This is a genomic window from Alkaliphilus transvaalensis ATCC 700919 (assembly GCF_000621485.1).
GTDB lineage: Bacteria > Bacillota > Clostridia > Peptostreptococcales > Natronincolaceae > Alkaliphilus > Alkaliphilus transvaalensis.
In genome coordinates this window covers 55,460-81,288 of the sequence record NZ_KK211286.1, presented here as the reverse complement: position 1 = coordinate 81,288, position 25,829 = coordinate 55,460, and the positions used below count along the sequence as shown (strand labels likewise).

The 25,829-nt window shown below is 32.7% G+C and carries 21 protein-coding genes; all 21 read right to left on the bottom strand.

Features of this window, described 5'->3' with window-relative positions; all coding sequences use genetic code 11:
- Window positions 1-40: 40 nt before the first annotated feature.
- Window positions 41-1,366: a helix-turn-helix domain-containing protein gene (locus tag T335_RS0115810; protein ID WP_026478399.1), complete on the bottom strand. Its 1,326-nt coding sequence runs from the start codon at window positions 1,364-1,366 to the stop codon at window positions 41-43.
- Between the two features lie 302 nt (window positions 1,367-1,668).
- Window positions 1,669-1,962, bottom strand: coding sequence for a hypothetical protein (locus T335_RS0115805; protein WP_026478398.1), 294 nt, complete (start codon window positions 1,960-1,962; stop codon window positions 1,669-1,671).
- A gap of 69 nt (window positions 1,963-2,031) precedes the next feature.
- Complete coding sequence (locus T335_RS0115800) at window positions 2,032-2,529, bottom strand: prepilin peptidase (protein ID WP_026478397.1); 498 nt, start codon at window positions 2,527-2,529, stop codon at window positions 2,032-2,034.
- 134 nt (window positions 2,530-2,663) lie between these two features.
- Window positions 2,664-5,513 (bottom strand): CARDB domain-containing protein, encoded by a 2,850-nt coding sequence (locus T335_RS0115795; RefSeq protein WP_026478396.1) that lies wholly within the window; start codon window positions 5,511-5,513, stop codon window positions 2,664-2,666.
- A gap of 27 nt (window positions 5,514-5,540) precedes the next feature.
- Window positions 5,541-6,335: a stalk domain-containing protein gene (locus T335_RS0115790; protein ID WP_026478395.1), complete on the bottom strand. Its 795-nt coding sequence runs from the start codon at window positions 6,333-6,335 to the stop codon at window positions 5,541-5,543.
- A gap of 28 nt (window positions 6,336-6,363) precedes the next feature.
- The gene (locus T335_RS0115785) at window positions 6,364-7,416 is read right to left on the bottom strand and encodes a hypothetical protein (protein ID WP_026478394.1); all 1,053 of its coding nucleotides are present in this window, start codon (window positions 7,414-7,416) and stop codon (window positions 6,364-6,366) included.
- Between the two features lie 12 nt (window positions 7,417-7,428).
- Window positions 7,429-8,367, bottom strand: a complete 939-nt coding sequence (locus T335_RS21760) for a copper amine oxidase N-terminal domain-containing protein (protein ID WP_051569352.1) — start codon at window positions 8,365-8,367, stop codon at window positions 7,429-7,431.
- Window positions 8,364-8,603 carry a TIGR04540 family protein gene (locus tag T335_RS0115775; protein ID WP_026478393.1) on the bottom strand — a complete coding sequence of 80 codons (240 nt, stop codon included), beginning with the start codon at window positions 8,601-8,603 and terminating at the stop codon, window positions 8,364-8,366. The genes T335_RS21760 and T335_RS0115775 overlap by 4 nt, the downstream gene beginning before the upstream one ends.
- Window positions 8,604-8,785: 182 nt before the next feature.
- The gene (locus tag T335_RS0115770; RefSeq protein ID WP_026478392.1) at window positions 8,786-15,007 is read right to left on the bottom strand and encodes an S-layer homology domain-containing protein; all 6,222 of its coding nucleotides are present in this window, start codon (window positions 15,005-15,007) and stop codon (window positions 8,786-8,788) included.
- Window positions 15,008-15,030: 23 nt separating this feature from the next.
- Window positions 15,031-15,975 carry a radical SAM protein gene (locus tag T335_RS0115765; protein WP_026478391.1) on the bottom strand — a complete coding sequence of 315 codons (945 nt, stop codon included), beginning with the start codon at window positions 15,973-15,975 and terminating at the stop codon, window positions 15,031-15,033.
- Window positions 15,975-16,811 (bottom strand): hypothetical protein, encoded by an 837-nt coding sequence (locus tag T335_RS0115760; RefSeq protein ID WP_026478390.1) that lies wholly within the window; start codon window positions 16,809-16,811, stop codon window positions 15,975-15,977. The genes T335_RS0115765 and T335_RS0115760 overlap by 1 nt, the downstream gene beginning before the upstream one ends.
- 1 nt (window position 16,812) lies before the next feature.
- The gene (locus T335_RS0115755) at window positions 16,813-17,826 is read right to left on the bottom strand and encodes a radical SAM protein (protein ID WP_026478389.1); all 1,014 of its coding nucleotides are present in this window, start codon (window positions 17,824-17,826) and stop codon (window positions 16,813-16,815) included.
- Window positions 17,807-18,007, bottom strand: a complete 201-nt coding sequence (locus tag T335_RS0115750; protein WP_026478388.1) for a hypothetical protein — start codon at window positions 18,005-18,007, stop codon at window positions 17,807-17,809. Before T335_RS0115750 ends, T335_RS0115755 begins: the two co-directional genes overlap by 20 nt.
- Window positions 18,008-19,435 carry a radical SAM/SPASM domain-containing protein gene (locus T335_RS0115745; RefSeq protein ID WP_026478387.1) on the bottom strand — a complete coding sequence of 476 codons (1,428 nt, stop codon included), beginning with the start codon at window positions 19,433-19,435 and terminating at the stop codon, window positions 18,008-18,010.
- A complete protein-coding gene (locus T335_RS0115740; protein ID WP_026478386.1) occupies window positions 19,435-20,502 on the bottom strand; it encodes a radical SAM protein in 1,068 nt (355 codons plus the stop codon). The genes T335_RS0115745 and T335_RS0115740 overlap by 1 nt, the downstream gene beginning before the upstream one ends.
- A complete protein-coding gene (locus T335_RS0115735; protein WP_026478385.1) occupies window positions 20,499-22,799 on the bottom strand; it encodes a preprotein translocase subunit SecA in 2,301 nt (766 codons plus the stop codon). The genes T335_RS0115740 and T335_RS0115735 overlap by 4 nt, the downstream gene beginning before the upstream one ends.
- A gap of 449 nt (window positions 22,800-23,248) precedes the next feature.
- On the bottom strand, window positions 23,249-23,791 hold the full coding sequence (locus T335_RS0115725) for a hypothetical protein (RefSeq protein WP_026478384.1): 543 nt from the start codon (window positions 23,789-23,791) through the stop codon (window positions 23,249-23,251).
- Window positions 23,791-24,225 carry a hypothetical protein gene (locus T335_RS0115720; RefSeq protein WP_026478383.1) on the bottom strand — a complete coding sequence of 145 codons (435 nt, stop codon included), beginning with the start codon at window positions 24,223-24,225 and terminating at the stop codon, window positions 23,791-23,793. The genes T335_RS0115725 and T335_RS0115720 overlap by 1 nt, the downstream gene beginning before the upstream one ends.
- A 71-nt stretch (window positions 24,226-24,296) precedes the next feature.
- A complete protein-coding gene (locus T335_RS0115715; protein ID WP_026478382.1) occupies window positions 24,297-24,716 on the bottom strand; it encodes a DUF4320 family protein in 420 nt (139 codons plus the stop codon).
- Between the two features lie 54 nt (window positions 24,717-24,770).
- Window positions 24,771-24,899, bottom strand: coding sequence for a hypothetical protein (locus tag T335_RS22865; protein ID WP_278246905.1), 129 nt, complete (start codon window positions 24,897-24,899; stop codon window positions 24,771-24,773).
- A 36-nt stretch (window positions 24,900-24,935) separates the two neighbouring features.
- The gene (locus T335_RS0115705; protein ID WP_026478381.1) at window positions 24,936-25,826 is read right to left on the bottom strand and encodes a hypothetical protein; all 891 of its coding nucleotides are present in this window, start codon (window positions 25,824-25,826) and stop codon (window positions 24,936-24,938) included.
- Between the last annotated feature and the right edge of the window lie 3 nt (window positions 25,827-25,829).

The following is a 25,829-nucleotide window of genomic DNA, read 5'->3' as shown; positions in this document are numbered from 1 at the left end:
CATCAATTTACCTACTCTAATACATTCTCTAATGCACTAATTATGGTACTAGGTAGTTTTTAGAACGTATCATTTTACTGTATTCTCTAGCTTTTTTACGATCTCCAATTTCTATATAGTAATCAATATAGTATGAATTTAACTCACTAACTCTATTTTTAAGTTCCTTTTTAAAGATAATTTTCTCTACTTCATTTAGGTAAGTTTCAACTTTACAAAAATCCTTATACTGCATAAAAGCTTCAATTAATGCAAAGTGTATATCTACAATGAGGTGTTTATTCGGTACTCTTTCAACCAATTTTACTGCAAATTCCAATAATTCAAATACCTTTTTATGTTTCTCAAGTAAATTATAACATCTTGCTTCGTATAATAACAGAGCAGATTGTTGACTAATATCTATTTGCTCTTTTAAATTCTTTGCTTTAGCATTATATTCTAACCCTTTTTGTGCATTCCCTTCTTCCAATGCTAGCAATGTATAGTTTTGATATATTAAAAACATAGTCTCTAAATCTAATCCTTTTGCTTCTAAAAGCTTATCATAAATTGCAGCTGCTCTTATATAGTTACCAATGACTCTATAGGTATTAGCTTCTATCAATTCTAACCTGTCACTAAAAATTTTAAATTCAGGATCGTTCCAGTTTAGTTTTCTAAAACTATTTATATGGCTAAATATTAAGTCATGTCTTCTTTTGATTTCATAACAAATAACAAGATTAAAATTTGAATATGCCTTAATTTTTTCACTATCATATGATTCATTAATACAAGTAATATCAAGAGACTTAATAAAATGTATGATGGCAGTATCCACTAACGACTGCATTTTGTATGTTTTACCTATTAGAATATGAAGCCAAGCAACTTTATTGAAAGCTTTTATTTCATTAGCATAACTTAATGCATCTAAATAGTCTTTTAAAGCTTCTTGGTACTGATCATTATTATAAAAAAATGTCCCCCTTAATATTTTAAATTCCATCAACTCATCTTTAAAATTGAATTTAATTATACTCTCAGCCAATTGTTTAAAATTATGATGAATTAATTTTTCATCTAAAGCTCCTGTTTTGACAGCCTCTTTTAGTTCATCTATATTTTTCCTTATATCTTGTCTTGCATCATCTTCTTCAGCCCTCATAAGATACTCTGGTGTGATGTTTTGTCCTAATGTAGCGTAATATTTATTAAGATTTCTAGCTATTATATAGGCTGTTTTCCATGTCAAATTTCTTTTATTTGACTCAATCATACTTATTAGACTCTTAGTAATTTCATCACTTGTTAAATCATCTTGTTTTAAGTCCATTGCCTTTCGAAGCTGTCTAATTTTTTCTCCTGAATTTAAGTATGTCATAGCAACTATCCTCCCATAACAGAATTCTATCTTTATAAATTTAAACTTATATCTAAATTACAAAGATGCACTACATTTAGATTTTTTTAATACTTATTAGAACAATTTTGCAGTATAATTTCACAGCCTTATATTATCATAATAACAACAATAACTAAATTGTTAGACGCTTTTCCTCATTTTACCTGTATCATTATTTATTCTCCCATCCCCCTGTATGGCCTTAAGGGAAGATTAAAATCAATAAATTAATAATACCTATGCCAGTTGACACTATGTTCAAATACAACTATCAAAGATTATCATGATGCCTCATTTATGTACTCATAACGATAGATTCCTAAAATTATATCTGATTTGGAATAACACATAGAGTACGAGTAGTTTTTTCCTGTTACAATTAACTTCATTAACTTATCATTTGAACAACTAACAAATACCCCCTTAACTTTTTCAATTTTTTCATTCCCCAGTTTATCCCTCTGGTATATAAGCAATAACTTATTCAATTTTGGTAGTGGATATTTTCTTGTTGCAGCAATAGGTCTTATCTTTTTATGCCTATATTTATAACAATTATCCATGACTTCTTCCATAAAATGATCCTCCCTTTTTTACTAAACTTCCCATTGTAATTAATGTCTAAATATGTGTGAAAAGACAGATTATCTGGCAATTAAAAAATATATAACCGATATACTTATAAATAATCCATATGGAATTGTACTATCCTCCGACAGTATTTTTTTTATATAACTTACTAAAATACCAAATATCGTTGCAATTATAACTACCTTATAGATGGTGCTATATCCCAAAAACAAACCAAGTGCTAGTAATAATTTAAAATCTCCGCCTCCTGTTTCTCCATGGGTAAAAAGTACTGAGAAGACGAATAAAGCTATCATCAATAGAAGGCCTGTTAGATGATTAAATAAACTTACTTTTCCTATTATTAAATTCAATACACTAAATAATAGCAACAGTAAATTAAGTTGATTTGGTATCTTTCTGTATCGTAGATCTACTATAGCCACCAAAACTAATAGGATCGTCACTATTCCATATAATAGACTAGTAGCAAAAGATACTTGTCTGAATCCAACCATAAGTGCTAAATAAATTGATAATAGGTATGTAGTTAAATAAGTTTTTCTACCCAATCTGTACTCCAAAGACTGGAGAAAATAAAGTAGAAAATATATTGCAAATAAATATATAATTGTTAAAGTTAATTTCATATTCAACCCCAATTTAGTATTTTATTGAGAGAGGATTAAAACCTCTCTCATCATTATTATCTAATTCCTGTATGATCGTCTTCATACATCTGCCCATCAATCGTTATACTTCCTTCCATTTGTCTACAAAGGGCAACACTTGGCGTTACAGCATTTTGCATATCTAAACTTATTTTATATGGTCCATCGGGCCATTCTACAGGTATATAATGCCTTCTTTCCCTGAATACCGATTGTAGGTTCTGTGGTAGTATCCACTTGACCTTAGACAATGAACTTACATTCCCTTGAGGCTCCAACATAACAGGCGTATTTGAATCTGGGAAATAAGCATAGATAGACTGAGAATTTGTTAGCTTATAGGGCTTGTCATAATTAGTGGTAACCCATGTTTCAGCCTCTACCTCTATTCCATATCCCGCTTTTATACTATTGGGTGTTACCGTCATAGTTCCATTAAGTGTTGCTTGAAATCTAACCGTATAACCAACAAGCACATTAACGTAAACTGGTACAGGAATTTGACTATATATTGGATTCCCATTAGGGCCCGTACCAATCACGCCACCTTGAACATAGTTATAATGACTAAATCTTGATTCGTAATGTCTATTCACAATACTGCCCGATGTGTATTGGTCTACACTTCTATATTCCTCCCAGGTTGTCGATGAGTTAATACAGCCGGTGGAGGCAAAGGCATTAATGATATTAGCAGTTGCTTGTTTTCTGTTATTGGCATAGTTTGTTTCTGTATAGACTCTTGTATGATTTACCTCTGCTACTAGCACAAAAGACATTAATTGGTCTGGTACCTGTACTCTAAAACTCACCGTAGAGGTAGCATTAGGAGCTAGGTTGATTTGTTCTACTAATTCTACGTTGGTTCCTGCAATTTGTAGCCTAACAGGAACACTAGGGCTGGCAATAGTCTTATCAGAGTTGTTCTTAACATGAACATTAACGATTCCATACTGTCCTCTAAAAAACCGACTATGGGTTATTTTGCTAACTTCTAAATCTAATTCTTCTTGTTTCATAACATCCACCATAAGGGTAGCTATATTATCATCATAAGTTTTTTCATTAAGTGTTCTAGGAGTAACCATATTTAACTTAGCATCTAGCTTTAAATAATCCTTATCATAATTTAAAGGGATTGTATATTGGAAGTTTACCGTTATCCCATCTGCTCCAAAATCAATTCTACCCTCGTGGATTTTTTCATCATTAATCCAAAATTCGATAGGAATATTCTCTTGAAACTCTCCAGTATAATTTACAACATCTACTACAGCTTGGTATGTATTTCCTTTTTCCAGTAATTCACTTGAATTTTCAAAGTTTACTAGCGCTAGATTGTTCTCTTTTACTGCTGTATAGGCATGTAAGTATCCCCTACCATCAACAAAGATTAAATAACCTCCTCCATAGCTTAACTGAGAAGTTACTCCTCCAGTAATATGAAGACCATTAGTCGTATTAAATACACCAGAGGATTCTTCTCTTTGAAAAGCATAAGGGACAGAAATCGGTCTTTTAGTATTTGAATGATATTGGTCTAAATAAAACATTTGGATATTCTTAGTGCTGCTATTGGTAGATCTATTAGCAACCATGAAAACTTCCCTATAAATTACTTCTTTTATATTCCCAAAACTATCAAGTTCTTGTTCTGCAACAGAAACTGCAGTAGCTCCTGAGTAACTATGGGAATCAAAACTTTCTTCAAAGACGATGGCATCATTTGCTAATTTGTTTGTATCATATTGGGCTGCTTCAATAGCTCTTTCGTAATTGATGCTTACTATTCTAGACCTACCATTTTTTTCTTCTGCAAAGGTTACTAATAAATATTTACCTGCAATGGATATACTATTGATTGTGCTCGTCCCTACATACTTATCAACCATATACAGTAAAGCGTTATTAGACGTATCGTAAGCTACTATTCTACCTAGTTTATCCTGGGCTACTAACATCCCTCTTGTACCACCCGTTCCGATATTATTAATTACAGCATAAGCCATTGGCCCGATAATACCCTCCGTATGGAAGTCTTTAGTATTACCTAAGTTTAAGTTAAGTACCCCATTATGTACTGTACCACCTACAACCCCTCCCACATTCTTAGAAGGATTATTTGAAGGTAAAATGATATCAGCAAAGTTTCGATAAACGATTCCGCTACCACTTCCTAAGATACTATCAAATTCAACAGCCCCATTAACTACGGGTACTCCTGAAGTAGCATCTAGTACAACCATATGCCCTGTGTAAGTACCAAAACCTAGATAAGCTTTATTAATAGATGGATTTGCATCTTTTAAGACCGTTACTGAATTTGTTAGTATTTGAGAAACCGTTAAACCGGTTCGTTCTAATTTAGTTACATCCCATTGCCAATGTTGACTATAGCTTAAACCTACTATCCCCTCATCGTTATTTCTAACAACATTAGCCATAATACTAAGAATTTTACCGTCCTTTGATGGAGTGATCAACTGATATTTCTCATTTGAATGTTTTAGTACAAATAAATTACTAGAATTAAAATGGGGATATATCATTTGAATATTAGTTGTTCTAAGAATTTCCCCTGTTTTTTGATTTATTGCGGTAAGATTTTTGCCAGAAATAGTAAAGATAATCCCATCTACAATCAGGGGTTGTCCGTCTGAATGACCTACTTGAACAGGACTCCACGCCTCTGAGAGTGGAAATATAGCTGTTCCCTTTGAATAATTATCGTTCCATAGGTTTCCGCCGAAGGAGATTATTTCACCTTTAGTATTAATATAGTCAATACCCCCAAAATTGAGGTTTTGTGCATAAAGTATATTTGTACTGAGAAAGACTAATGTTAAAATCAGAACAATATATTTGTTTTTAGTGAAAATCTTCACTACTTTCCCCCCTATCTAAAAGTATCCTTATTTTCGAGTAGAGATTTTAACTGTTGAGATTGATTCATCCCACTCTACCTTGCAATCAAATAACTCAGCTATATATCGTACTGGAACAAAAGTCCGCCCCTCTTTAAGAATAGGTGGTTGGTCCATAAAAAGAAACCTGCCATCTTTAAAAATTCGATGGTCTCCAATATTTAAATCGATCTTTGCATCATAACGAATCATCCATACCACTTTTAATTCTTCATTTATAAAGTGATACCCAAATTCTGTGTCTAAGGCCTCCCCTATTGCTCTTAATGGCACCATAGCACGACCATTTTGAACAAAGGCATCTACATCTGAATTGATTAATTTCCCGTCAATTTCTACCTTTGCTGTTCTTATAGGAGCTTGGGGAGTATTAATTTTTCCTGCATCTGGATTTCTTTTAATCATGTCATGATTTTTTCCTTTTGCATAATCAGACTCTTCAGTCCTTACCTTCCTTCTATCTACAGTACCTGAAAAAGCACTATATTTAGTATTTTTTAAGGGCACTCCATTAATTAACAATATCTCTTTTACATTACTTTGTTGTTCATAGACAAACTCTATTGAAGAGTAAATTTGTCGCTCATCGTCGACAAAGGGACTTTGAAAAATATTATAAGTTTGCCTTGATCCATCCTCCATTACTAAGGTTAATTGTGCTAATATATGAGGGTTTGAAAAGTCGCCCTTTGGTATATCTATCACATTCCCATTAGCAAAGGTACTCACGGAAAATAATAGTACTAAAATTAGAGATAAAATTACTGATCTATCATGCTTCATGTACCTTCTCCTTTACCTTTTTTTAATCTTATGGATTCATAATTCGATATTCATAGTCTTCTAAATTGTGAAGCCCAAATCTACTTAAGTAGTCTAATATATTTGCATTTGGAACATAGTTTAATAACTGGGAGGTTGGATATAATTCTCCATCAGCTGTGGATTGATAATGTTGATAGTAGTAATATGTCCCATCATTCTGTTGTCTTGTATATCCTCTAAAAAACTGATTTTTAAAGGTATCAGAAAGGTCAGTACGTTCTTTACCTTTTCTCCAAACTGTTACATCAATAGGGGTCCCATCAGAATTAAATCCGATTATATTTAATTTTCTATTAGAATCGAAAATAATCTCTCTTAAAGGGTGTATTTCTCTTTCTAACCATCCCCCAGAAGTAAGTTTCTGCGATCTAATTTCTACAATAAAAGCATCTGAAGAGTCGCTATTATGGTACATCCAAAAGGTATGTTGATTCTTTGGAGCCTGTCTGTTGATTGTGTAGTTGTTGAAGGTTGACATGATGCTAGTCTTAGGGGCATTTGATTCAGCTTCTAATTCTACTTTAATCAGAATAGGCAGGTAAGTTCTATACCCTTCTACATTTTCATGAATTGCTTGGGTAGCTTCATCTGTAATTTCCAATGGTCTTTCTGCATTTAAATTAGCATTAACTGTTACAGTAAATGAGATCTCACCTGTTCCTATTCCATTCTGATTACTTGTTGTAGGCAAAACATTGGTAGCAGAGCTTCTTGCAAACACTGCCCATAGTTCATTTCTAGAGCTTTCTATGTACTCCTCCGGTTTACCATTATAAGCAGTAACTGTAACACTCTTTACTCTTCGTTCAGGAAAGTTAAAAGAATAATTTTGTGTCTTCGTTATAGGAGATTGTGTTACAGGGCTAATATTATTTTGCCATGTCTTCCCGTCAGCATGGATCCATGTATCAAAATACATCATACCTACAAAATACCTATCATTATCCCCTTCTCGATGAAAATTTACTGCATCTACTTTAAATGAATATAAAGAAATCGTTAATATTGTGCAAGTTAAAAATAATACGAGTTTTTTCACTGCTGCTCCTCCTTATCTCCAAGGATTTTCTAGTGCAATTGCTATATTGCTTTTTGCTGTATTGAAAACAATATACTCAGCTTGGTCAAGGGTATATTTTTCAAAGTTATCATCAAAAAACCTATCTGACCCACCGACCACAGAATACTCAACACTTCTTTGTCCATTTCCTAGGTCTCTCGTAAACTGTACATATGGTGTTCTATATCTTGAGCCTTTATCTTCATTATTTACAAGTAGAAAATTTAAACCTGTATCATTTTTAGCTGATGGTGGAGTATTTTGTATTACGCTTAGTGTTCTTTGATCGTTGATAGCTTCTATATCGTAAATGATAGTTTCTCCGATAGCAAAGGGTAACTGCTCTTTAGTAATAAAAACTACTTCTTGATAAAAAGGTAATAAAGCATTATTTCCTGTTCGTGTATTAACAAATAGATCTCCAAAAGATTCAACTTTTTCTACCTTAAGGTTAAGACTTTCTATTGTGTTATACTTTTCTTCAACAATCTCTCCACCTGTGTAGATGTCAACAACTGAAGTTTTGCTATTCCAATCTACCTTTGCCCCTAAAGCTTCACTAACAAACCTAAGAGGTACAAAAGTTCTTCCTCCCACTAATTTAGCAGGGACATCTAGGGTAATTGCTTGTCCGTTTACTAGAGGGCGAATATTACCTATTTCAAGTCTTATATCTTTATCTTCACCTTGAATAGTGACTTCCCCTTTTTGTCCATTCCAGTCAACTTTATGTCCTAACTCTTCTGCGATAAAACGAATCGGTACTAATGTTCTGCCACTTTCAATAACAGGTCGTTGGTCTGGGAACGATACCAATTTACCATCTACCCTGACTCGAACTTGGGTATTTGCATTTACAGATGTTGATAAAGTTGAAACTATACTTAAAGCTAACATGATCATTAATAAAGCAGCAACAAATTTTTTCATGATAATTCCCCCATAATTTTTGATATTAGTTCCATTCTTTTTTTACCTAAATCTTTACATATAGTGCTTCGAATCTTACCCTCTTTATAAAACTTCTTTTCTTCATTTACAAAATAATACTTCAATATTTTTTTAAACTCTTCTTCATTAATTTCTTTTTTCCAAAATGCATCACAGATCTTAATTAATTCTCCAATCATGACTTGACCTGTTTTAGGATACTTGTCAAACTCCATTACTATGCTCCCCTCTTGTCAGATAATAACTATTTATAAACATTATACTATTTTTACATAAAAATTACTTAATTCTCCCTGTAATATTTACATAAAATTCAAACTCTTCCACCTGATATCTACCTATTATAAGGGTTGTTTAAGCCTCCACATTAGACCTTCCATTATGGAGGCTTAAATTGTTATTCAAGCATATCAATTAACTTGCTAAATGTTACAACCAATTCTGCTCTAGTTAACGGTTTTTGGGGATTAAATGCCCCACCAAAGCCCCCCATAATACCCAACTCATTGACGGCTAATATTTGCTTATGAAAGGTTGAACTTAGGGTGTCAGTAAATATTTCCCTTTGACTTGAGTTAGGTAATTTTAGGTCTAAAGCTAGTAAAGCAGCTACTTCTTCCCTAGTTACCATCTGATTTAATGAAGGAGTCTTTCCAAATAAATGCTCTACCTCAAACATTGAAATGTTATTTAGAGCCTCCATGATATGGTGATAATTAATATCCTCTTTGTTAATTTCTAGCGCCAATACATTACGTCTTTGGATAGCGTTATCCCTTAAATAAACCTTTAGTTGACTATAATATTTTAATAACTCTTCTCTAGTAACAAATTCATTAGGTCTGAAACTTGAAGTATTTAAATCTTCTAACAGTCCTCTACTTAAAATATTCTTTATCTCTTCCTCTCCCCAATGTCCGATAATATCTTGAGGTTTAATTTCATGTTCTTGTTTTTCAGTTATGGCAATTACTCTAAAATCAATAATCTCCATTTTTTGAGTAACCAGATCAATAACATTAATACGAGCCAATCCTTCCTTTACTGCTCTTATTTCAGTTCCTTCTACAATTGCAGAATTATTTGTAGTTTCAATGATTAAGTAATCTGTGTTAGCCGAATCAAAATACTCGTTGTAGAATACTGAAATATCCTTTGCATCTACTACATCTCCTTCTTTTACTACAAATGCCAGCTTTGTAATCATTCGCTCAATGTTTGATTCAGGGAATTTGTCATTTACTATAATTACATATACCGGTACTTTCTTCCTTCCATTGGTCAAAATAAGCTGTGCCAATCCTTCCTGATCAAATGCAGTATAAATTCTATCTTTATTATCTAACTCGATTATTTCTCCTAATTCTTCATTTATATTAATAATGTTGTGTAATTCTTCTCCGAACTCCCGCTCAATGACTTGAGAGAAGGCAAGATCTATATTGGTTTCAGAATTGGTTTGAATTATAATTCTTCTATCAAAATGCTCTACATCTGAAACATAAATACCATATTTGTAAAGGGTGCCTGTTTGTTTATCTCTAAAAGTAACAACTAAATAACCATTACCTCTTGTAACTAATCTTCCATTTTCAAAATAAGCTAATGATGGATCGCTTAACCTTATATCAAAATCATCTAGATTAATTTCATTAATATTCAATGGGTTGTCTGGATTATTTTGATTATATTTATTAATTAAATCTGCTAATATAGCTTCTAATTCTACTGATTGATTAGGTTTTAAATTAAGTGGTTGATTCCCATTTACAGTATCAAAGAAGGTACCGTTAGCATTAACATCAACATCGGTGATCGTGTAGTTATTGGCATGGTCTCTTACTGTTATTCGTACTCTAGTTCCTACATCTAAACCAGATAGACGAGATTCAGAAGTCCAAGCTTGATGATTCCAATTAGATGCTAGTATTGAAGCCAAATCAATAGATACAACTTCCATCCCATTGATTTTCTCATGCCCGAATGGGTTAAATACTATAGTAGAGCCTCCCATTTGCAATTGGTATTGATATGCTGCATCATGTAGCGCAATATTATCTGTCGCAAATACCTGTAGCATACCGTTACTAATTATTACCTTTTCTATTACAGGTGGTGTAGCATCTCCTGTTTGTTTTTCAATCTCTTTAAAAGCTAATCTAGTTCCATCATGGACTATACTAACTCGTACAATATACGTGGTAGAATCTAATAATCCAGGAATGACAATATTTGAAATATCATCAACCGTATTTGTATAGACTAGTCTATTTACACCCTTTTCAATTACATCAATTCGGTAGTATAGTTGTCCTTTGTAGTTATGCTTATTTAAACTCTTCTGCAATTCATCAATATATTTTCCCGTTTGTACCTGCAAGCTACCAGTACCCGAATTTGGTGCACTCGGCATAGGATCTACTTTTAAGTTTCCATCTCCTAAGACATTTTCTATTATTGTAATGACTTCTTGTGGTAATGGAGTTTCTGTCACTACTGAAGATGGCGGTCTCGATGGAGCCGACGGTGGATTATTAGCATAGTTTATTTGATTTATAATCTCTTGTGGTACCACGCCATATACGACTTGATTTGCCCTATTTACCTCTAATTCCATTTCTGTATTGTTTAGGTAATGGTCAATCACCTTAACAATTACTGTTTTAGGAGCTGCTACCTGAATGTTATTGTCAGCGATGAAATTAGTATTGGTTACACTCTGTCCATTGTCGGAAACTAAAATGATACTACCATAAGGATCTTCTTGGACACTTAACATTAATGTTCCATTACCTTCATTCAGTATAGTAAAGCCATAGGGAGTATTGTGAAGTTTATAGTTATCAGTAGCTAGAATATATAATTTGCCACCAAGCATATAGGCCCCCTCAATTACAGGTGGTGTTATATCGATGACTGTATAGTTGATAGTCTTTTCAGCCAATTGAGTACCATCACAATCTACAACCTCAAACTTTATATCATAATCATGCCCTTCTAGTAGATCCTCTAAAGTTATACTACCACCCTCAACAGCTTCAATAATAACTACTTCATCTGATGGTTGATGGGTAACAGTAATAATATAGCTTTGTCCTGGTTCTAATTCTGGTAAGTCAATAGTCGGTACTGGAGTATCGGTTGGAATGACAATATCTTCTAATCTCTGCAGTGGAGATTTTTTAATCAATAATTTAAAGGAAACAGATTTAGAAGAATCAAAGGCATCGGTTATCATGATCATTGTCGCGCCCAGTCCAGTTGAAGTAATCTCCTTACCATTAATATCTACAAGACTGTCATCATCTGCTGTAATATAGAAATATGGATAGTTTTCATAGAGGGTTCCATCTTCTAAAGTGGCATCCACATTTATAGTAATGCTATCTCCATAAATCAATTCTAGGTCATTTAGCATTATGAAGTTTTCTACAGGTTTTAAAATTTCAATTTCCTTTTCAAAGGTGAGTCCAGTCAAGTGATCTGTAACTGTTATTACAAGGTCTCCTATCTCCGAAGCAATTAAATTTACCCTGCCTGTATCCCCTATTGGTGTTAATGTTGCAATAGAAGAATTAGATATCTCCCAAGTTACGTTTGGATATAAACTCATTGTCGTATCATCAACAAAAGTAGCAGTTACATTTAACTCGATTTCTTTGTTATAGCCTAATATGATTCTGTCATTAAACATCATAATATCTCCAATAGAAATGATTTCTAAGTCTGCTATCTCCTTTCGTACAGTAAGTTCTAGAGATTTTATAGTAGATTCACCTTCTAAAGGATAAGCCCTTATATTTCCTGCAAGGTCTTCAATCTCAAAGTAGATTAGATACCCTTCATTATGTTGATATTCTGCAATATAATAGTCTATAAATAACTTGTGTCTGTCTATTTCTTGATGATTAGGGTCAAATATACTCTCTGCTACTAACTTAAAATCAACCTCCCCTACCTTTTTTTGATAGATGCGATAGGTCAAAGTATCTTCAGCCAATTCTGTATTTATTTCACAATCACTAGAGAAGTTATATTCTACTAACCCTTGTAGATATCCATCTGTTAAGGATAAATTAACATCATTTACTGTAGGCGCTGTGTTGTTAAACTTATAAACCTCACTCCATGCTTGAGTTTCATTTCCAGCCTCGTCAATTACTTTAATATATACATAATAGTGTTGTAATCCATCAGTACCATCCCCTGTATAGGTAATGCCTTCGTCGGTATCGAATGAATATACCTCTGTTGGAACTTCCCCTTGTGTAGTAACAACACCAAAATATCCAGTCAGTCCAGTATGATCTTCTAATAATAAATCTAAATTTATTTCATTTACATACTTATAGATATCTGAACCTGTCCCATTTTCGCCAATAATCGTTATGCTAGGTGGAACTGTATCCCTTTGATATGGGCCATATACACCCTTAATGATTGTTCCTGCTTCGTTCTTAACCATGTAATGTATAAAATAACTGCCATCAGTATCAATAGTTATTGAATCAGTATAGTCTAGCCATTCGGCTTCTTCAATATGGTTAGTATTAGCATGATCGCTAATAAAGTATTTAGTAGATGCTATATTACTTAGACCATTTTGAAGATAGGTTAAATTAACTTCTATATCAGTATTCTTCCAATCGTAGTCCTCGTTGTCTGTCACTACTGAAGGAGCTTGCTTATCAAGTCTATAAGGACCATATAGCTCATAGGCTTCATTCCCTGCATTATCAATTACTTTAATATGTAAGTAATATTGACCATCAATGTCGATAGCAAGCTTATCTACATAAGGAGCCCATCCATCAGCTACAGGAATATCGCTATCAGATATAGCATATTCAAAGGACTTGATACCACTAAGACCGATTTCATCAATAGTAATATTAATTTCTAAGTTTTCATTAGTCCAGTCATAATTTAAATTGTCATTAGTAAACTGAGGTAATATCGTATCTCTTTGATATGGACCAAAGTAGCCCTTTTGTTCATTACCAACTCGATCTACTGCCCTATAATGAATATAATATACTCCATCAATATTAATATTTATTGCACCTGCATATGTCAGCCATTCATTAGGCTCTGTAGCATTATCGGTAATAGCATATTCTGTAACTCCCATACCTGTTCTATCATCTGTATAGGTTAGGGATACATCGATATCTTCTTTCTTCCAATCATAATCTTCATTATTTGATACTACATTAGGCTTAACTGTATCTATATGGAAAGAGAGATTGGTTAGTTCACTTGCAGAAATCGTGTGTAGCGTAATTACTTCACCTGCAGGGTTGGTACATGCTTCATTCATAAAATCTTGAACCGCCACAACTACCTTAGCACCTTCAAGTTTAAGCACCTCATTCACAAATTTATCTTTAGCAATAAAAGCATATCCATTTACAAAACTACCATTAGATCTCGCAACTTCGCCCGAATCCCACATAATACTAACTCTTGTTCCTGCTATTTCTTGATTGTTTGAATCAACTAAGTATGTCCAACCTTTTTGCCAGTTGTCTGTATCATTATCCTTCATTTCAACTGACACAAAAATTCCTGCTTGTTGTTCTCCAGAAGCTTCAGTATAGAGGGTATCCGTATATGAAATGAATCCATCATTAACATCTATTGCTCCATCTGGTCCGAAAATAAAGTTAATAAACTCGTTTCCATTTCTAACCCTTAGCTCAGGAGCCATATTCTGATTAATAACAATCTCAATAACCTTTTTCTCACCTACATACTGCTTTGCAACTCCATTTTGACTGCGAGGATCATTAAGTCCCCAGACCTCTAGTTCATAAATACCATCATTTAATCCTGCCCCTAGAGGGTTTTTAGTATTTAATTCGAATGTGTTATTAGTAGAATTAGTTAACAGGTTTCGCCACGCAGATACAGTTGGTGTACCATCGAGGTTTTTCACCTTTCTAATTCTTAAGTTGTACTTTATTGTTCTACTGGCGGCATCTGTAGACCCCGCTGGTTTAACATTTCTGTCATAGCTGAAGATTCCAATTGTAATTGTATCCTTTACCCTATCAGTATGGTCTAACTGAAAAAGTTCAGGAATTGTTGGGATGTAGTTTTGGTGGTCGAAGCCTGTATTGTTATGAGTCACATTACTATGTCCTGAGTTATTATGGTAATAACCATTGTCGTGAGGACTGTTGTTGTTGTGAGGTGAGGAAGTGTTGTTGTGATTTCCTCCTGAGTTTGAGTGGGGAGCAGAGTTATAATGACCGCCACCATCTTCATGTACTCTTATACCATTATGGTGACCTCCAGGATACAAAGGCCCTGTATAATTAGAGTGTACCGCAGGATAATTATGATGATCATGCGTTCCATTGCTATGCGGCCCTGTACCATTAGAATGTGGACTTCCACTATTACTATGTCCCCCGCCACCATTAGAATGCCAATACCCATTATCATGGGGACTATTATTCCCATGATTATTAGCATGTGGATTGGTATTATTATGGTTTGTAGTATCTAATAAGTGATTAAATTCTACGTCAGATTTACTGTTTTCTTCTTGTAGCCTACTGTTAATCCAATCATTAAAAACAATAGGATTAAAAGCCATTGTAACATTTAACATAATTTTTTTATCCCCCTTTCAAACTAATTAATAATGTCCGTTTGTTTTCTTTTTAGTATTTGTAAATGTTTTGCATCAATAGAACAATCGTTAACTAATATATCTAATTTGTTCTCAATAACATATTTCATAATATTCAAAGTGATTATTCTACTGTAGACAGGTGCATAGGTGTTTTGAAATTTAGAGTCATAATGATAAACATCTTCTCCGGTAGCGTAGATCTCCCAATTAATAGGTTGACTTAGTTGAAGTTCTGCTAAATTTAATTGTTCTACTCCCATGCTAATTATTTCATCAAAAACTTTATCTCCTATAAGGTTTTTGAAAGTAATGGGTATTGAAGGCACTTCTACTGTTACTTTTCCTATTACTTCTCTTATTAAGGAAAGCTTTTTTATAACACCAACATCAAAATCAGTAGCAGCTAAATCAACTCTCACTTCTTTAATCCCGCAGTCCTTTAGTCTAAGTAATTTTTCTTTGTTTATTAGTTTGCCATTGGTATAAACCCATTGATATGTGTCTTCTTTAGTTTTTACGATATGCTCTGCAATCTCTATAATTTTTTCTAAGTATAAAAAAGGTTCTCCTCCAGAATAGCTAACGCCATTAATGGTATTGATATACTCGTTGAAATAAAATTTCACATCATCTATCCAATAGTTTGTTATTGTTCTTGGATGTGTCCAACGCTTTAAATTCTCTTCCTTTTTAGATTGAGGACAAAACTTACAAGTAGCATTACATTCACTCCCCATAAATAAACACCACCAAGTACCTGTTTTACAGGCTTCACAACCTTTAGAAAGTTGATGAGATGATTTCGTTAATACTGTCATACCACTATCTCTAAAAACTAAATCCTCTTTTATTTCACTTTGCATCTTTTCAAAGACCGCTTTAAAATCCATTCTATTTAGCATATTGTTAATATCAAACATATTGCCGTTAAATTGGAATTCCACTAATTCGCCCCACTTTCTTCTAGAACATTCACAATATCCTTCATTTGAATATAGTTGTTCTCATTAAGTATCTTAACTACTTCGTGAGGTAAATTAGGATAGTCTTTAGGTTCAATATTTTTAATAAAATTAAATACTTTGTATTTGTAATCAATGATCTTCTCCGTAACATTATCTTCATCTAATAGAAATGGCCAAGGCTCATAAAACTTTGGTGTAAAGGGTGTATCAAGATTATAGTCATTAAGTACTTTGCTAATTTTATCCCTAAAGTGATCTGGTTTCTTATGTAAAATTTCGATTAAGTATTCCTTTTGTAATTCTCCTATTACAGTCCCTTCTTCATTAGTTACAATGCCATCCTTACCTACAATAAGCTTAATGATAAAGTCTCCTTCACTAAACTGTAAAGTAGCTACTGGCAATTCAAAAATTTCATTGATAATTTGTAATTCTGTGTAGCCTAAGTCTTGAATAGTTATTTCTTTTTCTAAAAATTCATTCGACCATGGTATAACATTCAGTCCATGGGCCCTATATAATTCTGTAAACATAACGTTGACTGCATTATCTCCACTAAATTTCACCAGTACATTACTCCTAACCTCTATTAAATCAAAGACTAAATCCTCTAATAACTCCTCATCTTCACTATTATATAAGTTTAAATCAATCAAGAAAGCATGGGCCTTGATCTCCTTTATCGGGATAGTTGTAGTGTAAGGAATTTCGTAAAGCAGAAAACTTCTATTGCTTAATCGAAATACATCTATAGATTGATATATATTTCTTAAAATTTCTCTATTTTCTATCCCTTGCAATTTAATATAATACATCCTATGCCACCCCCTTGTTTAACTCTTCATTTGTAATAGGCGTAAAGCCATCTTCACCAAACATTTCTATCGATTCAAACCAAACACCTAAACAACACTTTGAGTAGGCACAACTCGAGCAAACAGCTGCTTTCTTATGCATATTAGCATAGGATTGTATAAAATTATTATTTGTGCTCTCTGGGTAGGTAACTGTCACATTTTCATTCAATCCATGTTCCATACTTCCTAAGTTGTCTAAAGATGCTAGTAGACCATTTTTTTCATCTCGCCACATACAGGCTGGTACCTTCTCAAAATGTAGATATAAGTTAGGTCTCTCTTTAGCATAACGGTATACCTCTGGTAAAACCTTCTTTAACTCCCCGTAGGAGAAACCAATTTTCTGAGCATAAACAGGGTCATCAAGATAAAAGCCATCTAAATGAGGATAAGAAACCCCAATATTACATATATCATTCTCATAAAGTTCTTTTATTGTGATAGGAAGGTTATATAGATTTAAAGAGGATAATACGATCTCAATTCTTGCAACTTTATTAAAACCTCCATATACCCTTTTTATTTCTTTCAAAGTCTCCCACGTCTCTTTAAAAGGACTACCGTTCACTTGCTTACAATCGGTTATTCTATTATGAATATCTTCAGCGGTTGAATGTAGTGCTACCACATAAAAGACATTAGCACCCATGTTTTTAATCTCTTCTACATAAGATTTTAGCAATCGACCATTGGTTTGAATTGCTATTCTCTTTTTAGGAAAATGACTATGAATGTACTTTATAATTCTCATGAAATCTTTTCTTAAGGTGATCTCCCCACCAGTTAAAGTCACTTGTTCGGAATTAATAAAGTCACTACTATTAAATAGGTTAATAATCTCTCCATAGGTCAAGTCCATACTTTTATCTTCATGCTCTACTTTATATTTTTTCTTGTTAGGCTCCACCACACAATGAAAACAATAATTATTGCAGGTATAGCCAACCTTTAAGTCATAGGTTCCTCCAGTCACTAAAGTCTACCTCCTCTCGACTTAAATAATCCCTAAGCTTAGCTATATTAATCTGCTGGTTATAGATACCATCTTTTTTCCTATTTCCATTACTAACATTTTGGTGTTCGCTAAGCGTTATTCTATTACTACCACAGACTTTTCTAAAAAGGTTTAATTCCTCTACCTTCTTTAAGTTCATTTAGCCTACCACCCTTCTAAATTGTTTTCCTATCAGTTCTTCAATGGTTTCAATGTTACAGCTATAGATTTCCTTTAATACCTCTAATCGTTTAAGTTTTAAGCTATTAAAGTCATTGCAATTACAACTATCAATAGGATAATTTACATGGTCTGTATGTCCATCTAACTTTGTACCTTTATAGATATTAAAAACCCTAAAGACCTTAAATTCTGTAGACTCTAGTAACAGCTTTTCCTCTGTTGAGTAGTCCCATGAGGTGTCGTATCCTAATCTTGTTAAAAACTGTTTAATCTCGACAATAGGAAAAAAGGGATGGGTTGCAAACAAGTTATATAGGTTGAAGTTTAATTGATCTTTATATAAATCAACTTTTCTTAGTTCGTCGTAGACAATATTAAACTTCTGTCTAAACATAGTACAATAGGTTTCATCTATTCCGGCTGCACTCCCCGACGATTCTACTGAATTGGCATTACACCCACCTTTGCAATACGCTAAATAACCACAAGGCTCGCAATGATTTTTAAACCTTTCTTCTACTTCTACATAATACTTTCTAAAGTTTTCACTCTCATAAACCTCTTGAATAGAGTTATAGTCCATTATATTACCCAGCACATAATTCTCATTAAAGTTACGGTCACAAGGTTTTATTTCACCTGTAGGGGATATCCCTAACCAGCTGTGCCTGCAATCTGAATGGGTACATACCACTTGTCTGTCACCGATCACATGACGTGTTACCGACATAACGGTTCTTTCCGAACGGGCATTTGTTGATTTGTCGTATAACCAATATCTATAAAAATTTCTAAAAGCTTCTCCATATTGATCAGTCGATATGGTTAATCCATTGGCTATAGCATCTTCTGTATTGAAAATCTGGTTAAATGAAGGGCTTAAATCAAAGTTTTTCTTAAAGTATTCGTAAAGTTCAATTTGTCGATTATAATTTTCGTTGGTAATTACTGCAATAACACCAGCTCCGTCACCTGTTTCTTCTAGCAACTTAATATTATCAAAGACAGAATTGTATTGAATGTCCCTAGTCTTTTGAGTAAAGGCATCAAAGGATATTCCAATATGTATATCATAATCATCAATCAGCTGAAACCAGTCTTCATTAATTAAAGTCCCATTGCTCTGCATACTTTGATCAAACTTAGTACTATAATGTTTATAAAAAGCAGGTTGTACATTTCTATACCAATCTGGTCCAACTAAGGTAGGTTCCCCACCATGCCATATCCATTGAATTTGATTAGCATGTTGATCACATAATTTTGCAATATGGGCCACCATTTCGTACTCCATAACTTTTCCGTGGTTTTTCTTCCGTTCTTCACTGGCAAAACAATATTCGCATCTTATATTACAATCAGTAGTTGGTTTTACTAACAATGACCAATTAGATAATTTCTCCACTACAATACCTCCCTCATTACTGGCTGCCAGTCTCTATTTTCCAAATTAAAATAATGTTGTCTCCCTAAGTAACTATAGGGCTGCCTTCTGCCATATCCCCCTATACCTAAAACATTTTGATCTTGAAGATGCCAAGGATAAGAAGAACAACTAAATTTATGGAAATGTTGAAATTCCTCAACCGTAAATCTACCTATATAATAATCATCTAGTATATTGCTTAAAATATCTTCATCGTGTAGTCTGATTTGCCCACTCTTTAAGATGTTATAGTCTTGAACTTTCCTTACTTGTCTCATAATACCCTTTCTAAGACATCGAATCTTTTCTATTCCATCTAATTTTTCTTCTTCTGTATAGCTGGAAAAATCAGTATAATTACCTCCTGAAAAACCTTGATACTCTGGGTATATTGTTATTAAATTTGGCTTATATTCCTCCATCAGTAGCTTTATATCTCTGGTTAGTATCTCAACATCATCAACTGTCCCTTTATCTATAAATGTTAGTAGATCGCAGTTTACATGAATGTCTAGCTCATCTTGACAGTACCTAATTAACTCCTTAAGTTTGGTAGGGTTATGGGGAATACGGTTTTTTCTCTTCAGAAGGTCATTATCTAGTGTCTGTAGCCCTAAAGAAATATAACTGAAATTATACTCCTTAAGAATATCCAATTTCTCCTTAGTCATAAATGCTGGATGCCCCTCTATCACCTTATAGGGAATCTTCTTCATGTTTGGTATTCTAGAAAATATGTCCCTCATAATTTCTGCTGTCATTAAGTTTGCAGTTCCACCGCCAAAATAAATTGAATCTGCTACCCTTAAATTTATAATATCTTCGTATTCCTTTAATAGATAAGGCATGTACTCTTTATAGTACTTGTTATAAATAGGGGAATTGATTGCTACTTTATCACCATAATGGATACAGAAGTTACACCTTTGAGCACAAAAGGGACCATCTACATAAAGATTAAATTTATCTCCTTCGTTCCACTTTTTACTCAACCATAATGACTTGAAATACTCTAATGTAACTTCTTTATGATTAAGGTTAGTCATAGATTAACCACCTGCTTTCTCTCTGGCTTTGCTATTAGAAAATAGTCTAGACTCTTTAAAGTAATATAGGAAAAAAATGTTTTTAGTAATTGATCTGATTCTCTAATAAAGGTTTGAAGTTGTTGCTTAAGATCTAGAGCCCTACCTTGAATATTGTATTTAAGATCAGTAAGTTCTGTGATGAGCTCATTAATATTCGTATCAACTTGTAAATGTAGTAGGGATTTAATTAAATCTTTTGACATATCTCCTATGAAAGTAGCCTGTTTTTCATATCTAAGCATTGTTATATTTAAGTTCTCTTCATAACTTAAATTTTTATCAATCCTATGACCAAGAAAAACAATGGGTGCTTCCTTTATCTCAGCCATACATTTATCTAGCTCTATTGCAATGATATTAAATACATTTTTTTCTAAATCACTGATAAAGACCTTGGGGTATCGATAGATGTATTGCTTTTGGTAATAAATGATCTTATCAAACTCGTAATTTTGCTTGCGTATGATGAAATACATACTATTTATATAATTTTGTAAACCCACTAATAAATTCCTTAAATATATTTGATACTTCATAGAGTAGAATTTTCCATAAGAAGTAGTTATCATTCTTGAATAAATAGATGTATCTAAATTTGACCATATATCATCATCTAAAGATGATAGTGTTTGTGTAATCCCCGGTTGACCTTGTCGACCTGCTCTCCCTTTTACTTGATGATCTACCCTAATACTATTAAATTTGTTTAAGGACAGTACCACCAGTCCGCCTTGCTGAACTGACAGATCATCAATAGAGATATCTGTTCCTCTACCAGCCATATTAGTCGTTATTGTAATCGTAGAGTTAGTTCCTGCATTTCTTATGATTTGTTCTTCTTCCTTAGCAGTTTGATTAATTAGGATTTGAGTCCTATATCCAAGCACTACTAATTTATGATAAACTAACATTGATTCTGATTCTGTATCCGTTACAATCAAGATAGGTTGTTTATTCTTGTGATATTTAGAGACTTCAAGAAATAAATAGTCATATTTTTCATGCTTATCTATGAATACTTTTATTGGCAGATCTATTCTCTTAGAAGCCCTATGGGGTGGTACTATAAAAATAGATAGGTTAAATATGTCCTTAAACTCGTCCTCCGCTTCATGAACTGTTCCACTCATACCCGTTAGCTTTTTATACTTATTAAAAAATAATTGATAAGTCATGCTACTACCATGAGGGTTTTCTCCAGTTACCTGAAGTTTTTCTTTTATTTCAATTGCCTGCTGCAAACCAAATTCTTTATGGCTATTATTCATTATCCTTCCGTTGGAATCACTAATTAAGCAAATTTTCCCATTACTTATAATGTAGTCCACATCTTTTTTGTATAAGACATGGGCCTCTATTGTGTATAGTATCGCTTGGTATATAACCAAGTGACTTGTTAAATGAGACACGCCCATTAGGTCTTCAAATTTATTAATCCCTCTTTCAGTTAATTCAACATATTTTTCATTTTTTGAAAAAATATAATCTACTTCTTGTAAACACCCTTCATCAATAACTTTTGTAAAGCGATTATTAATTTCACCACCGACTAAGTTTTTAAAATAATAATTTATAATTTTATAAATACTTAAATATTTAAAAGGTCTAGTCGTACCTTCTGAAACTGTAAAATTAGAGTTTGCATTATCCAGTAGTATAAAATCAATCTCATCTAAAATAGCAGTATCTAATTGAACTATAGGCTTATAGCCTTCCTCTTTTCTTTCTTTAATCTCTTCAGTTAAAAAATCGAAGATCAACCTGCTACTAGAAGTGTACACTACCCTGGCGCCATAGATTTGGTTTTTCGGTCGATTATTTGTATTTGCTATACAGCTAATCTTAAAAAAATCATATATTGGCACCATCTTCATATAGTCTCTTTCTGCTAAATAATCATTTACTGTAACAACATGTACTTGCCCAGCTAAAGAATATAAAATACTAACAAATACCGCTGCAACTGTCTTGCCTTCCCCTGTTTTCATTTCTGCTATGTTATCCTCAGACATTGCTATTGCGCTCATTAACTGTTCATCATAGGGTACAATATTTAATTTTCGAATAAAGACCTCCTTGACAAGAGCATAGATATTATTTCTAATATTGTCTAAAGAATCAAAATTTCTACAGATCTGCTCAAATACTTCAAGAAGTTCATCATCGGTGTACCGAGTTATGTTTTGATGCTCTCTATTTATCTTATTTAACATTCTATTTATTTTTCTATAGGATAATTTTGCTATGTTAATCACCACCCTATCAACTTAAGTTAATGCCTATAATAAACATATTAATTATTTTTAAGTATGATGTTTATCGGTATAAATTGAAAAAAACTATTAAATATGAACAATATTAATAAAATGACAGTAAAAAATTTCTTAAGTGAGGTTTTCTTATCTTTTTGAGGTATTGGTTCTAACCTTTTTATCATACATAACCCTCCATATTTCATCTAATTCAGTTAACATTTTTTTGTAAACTTTTCCTTAACATATAAATACCCCCTTAGACAAATTTCCTAAGAGGGTGTAAATAATATTATCATATAATTTATTATATAATTAATTATGTATTTTTTGCAACAATTTTTATGAAAATTCTACTATTTTTTACATTTTTTTAGCGTTTTTATTCAATAATATTTATGGGGGCTTAAACTTATTACTTTTGATGTTTTATCCAACACTCATATACAATACTAATCATACCTTCTATTTTCAATAAACACATTAAATCCAACCTCTACAAATCTGTATTCTTCCGGCAAGAAAGGAACCAAGACTAATTTCTGTTGAGTATAACCTTTTAAGTAAATTGAAGGATACTCTGTATTATAATATCTTGTACCATTATGGGCATATCTACCTTCTTCTATAAATATAGACTCGATAACCAATTGAGTTTGTAGTAAACTAGGTTTTCGAGGGGACAAAGAAGTATCAAGACCTAATTCATCCTGCAATAGTTCCCATAAAGTGGCCTCGGTCTGAGAAACATTAACACTACTTATCCGTTCTCTTCTAAATTCATCTAACATACTTAGCTCCAGAGCATCCTGGGCAGCTATTTCTAGTCTTGTCTGAAGATTAGCTTGAAAGGTTTGAATTCGATAAAATTCTATTGCTATTCCTATTACTGCAAATAAAATAAAAAACTTAACTAAACTAATTAAAGTTGATTCACCCTTTTCCTGTGTTAATCCTTTTTTTAACCTCTCCCCAAATCTATCTATTCTACCCATTACCAGCCACCCCCATAACCTTCACCATAGTATCCTTGATTTGTAGTAGTAGCCCTTATAGGAATTCTAAGATTGATCTTCCACATGTCTGAAAATTTAATTTGAAACTCATATTCAACATGTAGAGTAATTCTATCCCCTAATTTATTTACATAAGTTCCAAAATTGGGAGTAGCTACTGCACTAACCTCATTGGGTGATTTTTTCATTCGAATCAATTGCTCTTCAAAATAGTCCTTTCTAAGCATCCCTTCGGAACGTGCTTTCCTCATCGTTTCATTTACTGCTAATCGATACTGGGAATAATCTATAACAAAGATCGAAAGCTGGAAAATTAGTAAAGTAATAACTAATAGCTTAAACATAAATACTAGTAGTTCTAAATGAGACTCTCCATTTTCTTCTTGAATTTTCATTTTTATTTGCTGAAGCATCTATTCTACCTCCATTTACAATCATTTATTTAAGAGGGAGAATTTCTCCCCCCTCTTAAATCATTAAAACATTATAGCTCACTCGGTCTAAAAAATCTTTGTGAGTATGTGCTTTGTCTAACTAATAGCACAAACTCATAACTTAAGGCTGATTTATCTAGTTGCACTATACTAAACTTCATATCATGCTTTAATTCCATTCCTAGAGCTTCTCTTTTATTAACTTTAATATTAACCCCTGGATAAAAAACAGTATCCAGCTTAGATGTATCAATATTATATTCAGCCAGTAGGTCATAGTAAACATTCATCACCTCATAATTAAAACCACCATTTTTCTTAGCTATACCTGTGGTAACTGATGCAATTTGATTTAGATCTCTATAAGTGGTATAGATGTTCATAATAGAGGTTAATACAGGTAAAAACATCAAAAAAGCAATAATTATAAGAAGTCCACCTAAAGTAGATATCCCTTTTTCATTATTCATTTTCTTCCTTATTAATTTATCTAAATATTTATACATATGGGATACCAGTTATCTCTATATTCCTACTGCAGCTTTGAACATATCAAACAGCCCTGTTGCAATTGAAGTAATTTGATCCCTAAAAATAGCTAACACCGCTATTGTAACTACTACTGCAATACCTAATCCAAAAATTTTGTTCATTATAAATTCCTCCTTAATTTTTATAGTTTTTTTATATTAGAATTGTGATGCAAAATCTATTAAGAATGATAAACCTACTGCTACTGCATTCATTGCCATAATAGAATAGAGGGCTATTGCATTATTTCTCTCTAATCTTTCAGGTCTTTTCATCATTTCTTCCTTTATGTTGTCGAGATTAATCTGACGAACCTTTTCTTCTTGGATTGCATAAAGGGTATCTACATTATCTCTAGAAGTCTCTATACCTGTAATAACGGCCATTATATAGTTCTGTATCGCAGTTATCCCAATCGTATCTGAAAACTCTTGCAAAGCTACTTTTTCCGATACCCCCGCCTCCAATTTTGCATGAAGTATCTTTAGATCATAATATAATGGACCTTTACATACTTTTAGATAGTCTTCAATGGTATGTACAATATTTTTATGGGGAGAATATCTTAGGGTTCTTGCAAATCTTGGAAATTCTTTTAGTATATTTACATTTAGTTCTTTTAATTTTTTTTCAAGCTCTGCATCTGGCTGAAAATACATAAAAACAGAAAACATAATACAAACTGCAATGATAAAAACCCCTAAAGGAATACTTGCAATAAAACCTACCAAAGTCATTAATAAAGGATAAATAATCTTTTTTGCTTGATGCTGTTCTGGCGTATTTTGGTCTCCTACCCTTAACAAGTTTCTTTCTAATTTCCTTCTTTCGTAACTATTTAATTTAATATATCGATTTACAAAGGTGGCTAGTGGTTTAAATAATTCTTCTAATAAAGGTACCTTATTATCATCGATTAGATCTCTAGCCTTTTTATAACGATTTAAAATCCTATTTTTAGGAGTAAACACAAAATGGTCTTTTAACTTGAGTAATATTACAAAAATGGCTAGGGTAATTATTAATGAATGTAGATTACTTCTTACCATAAC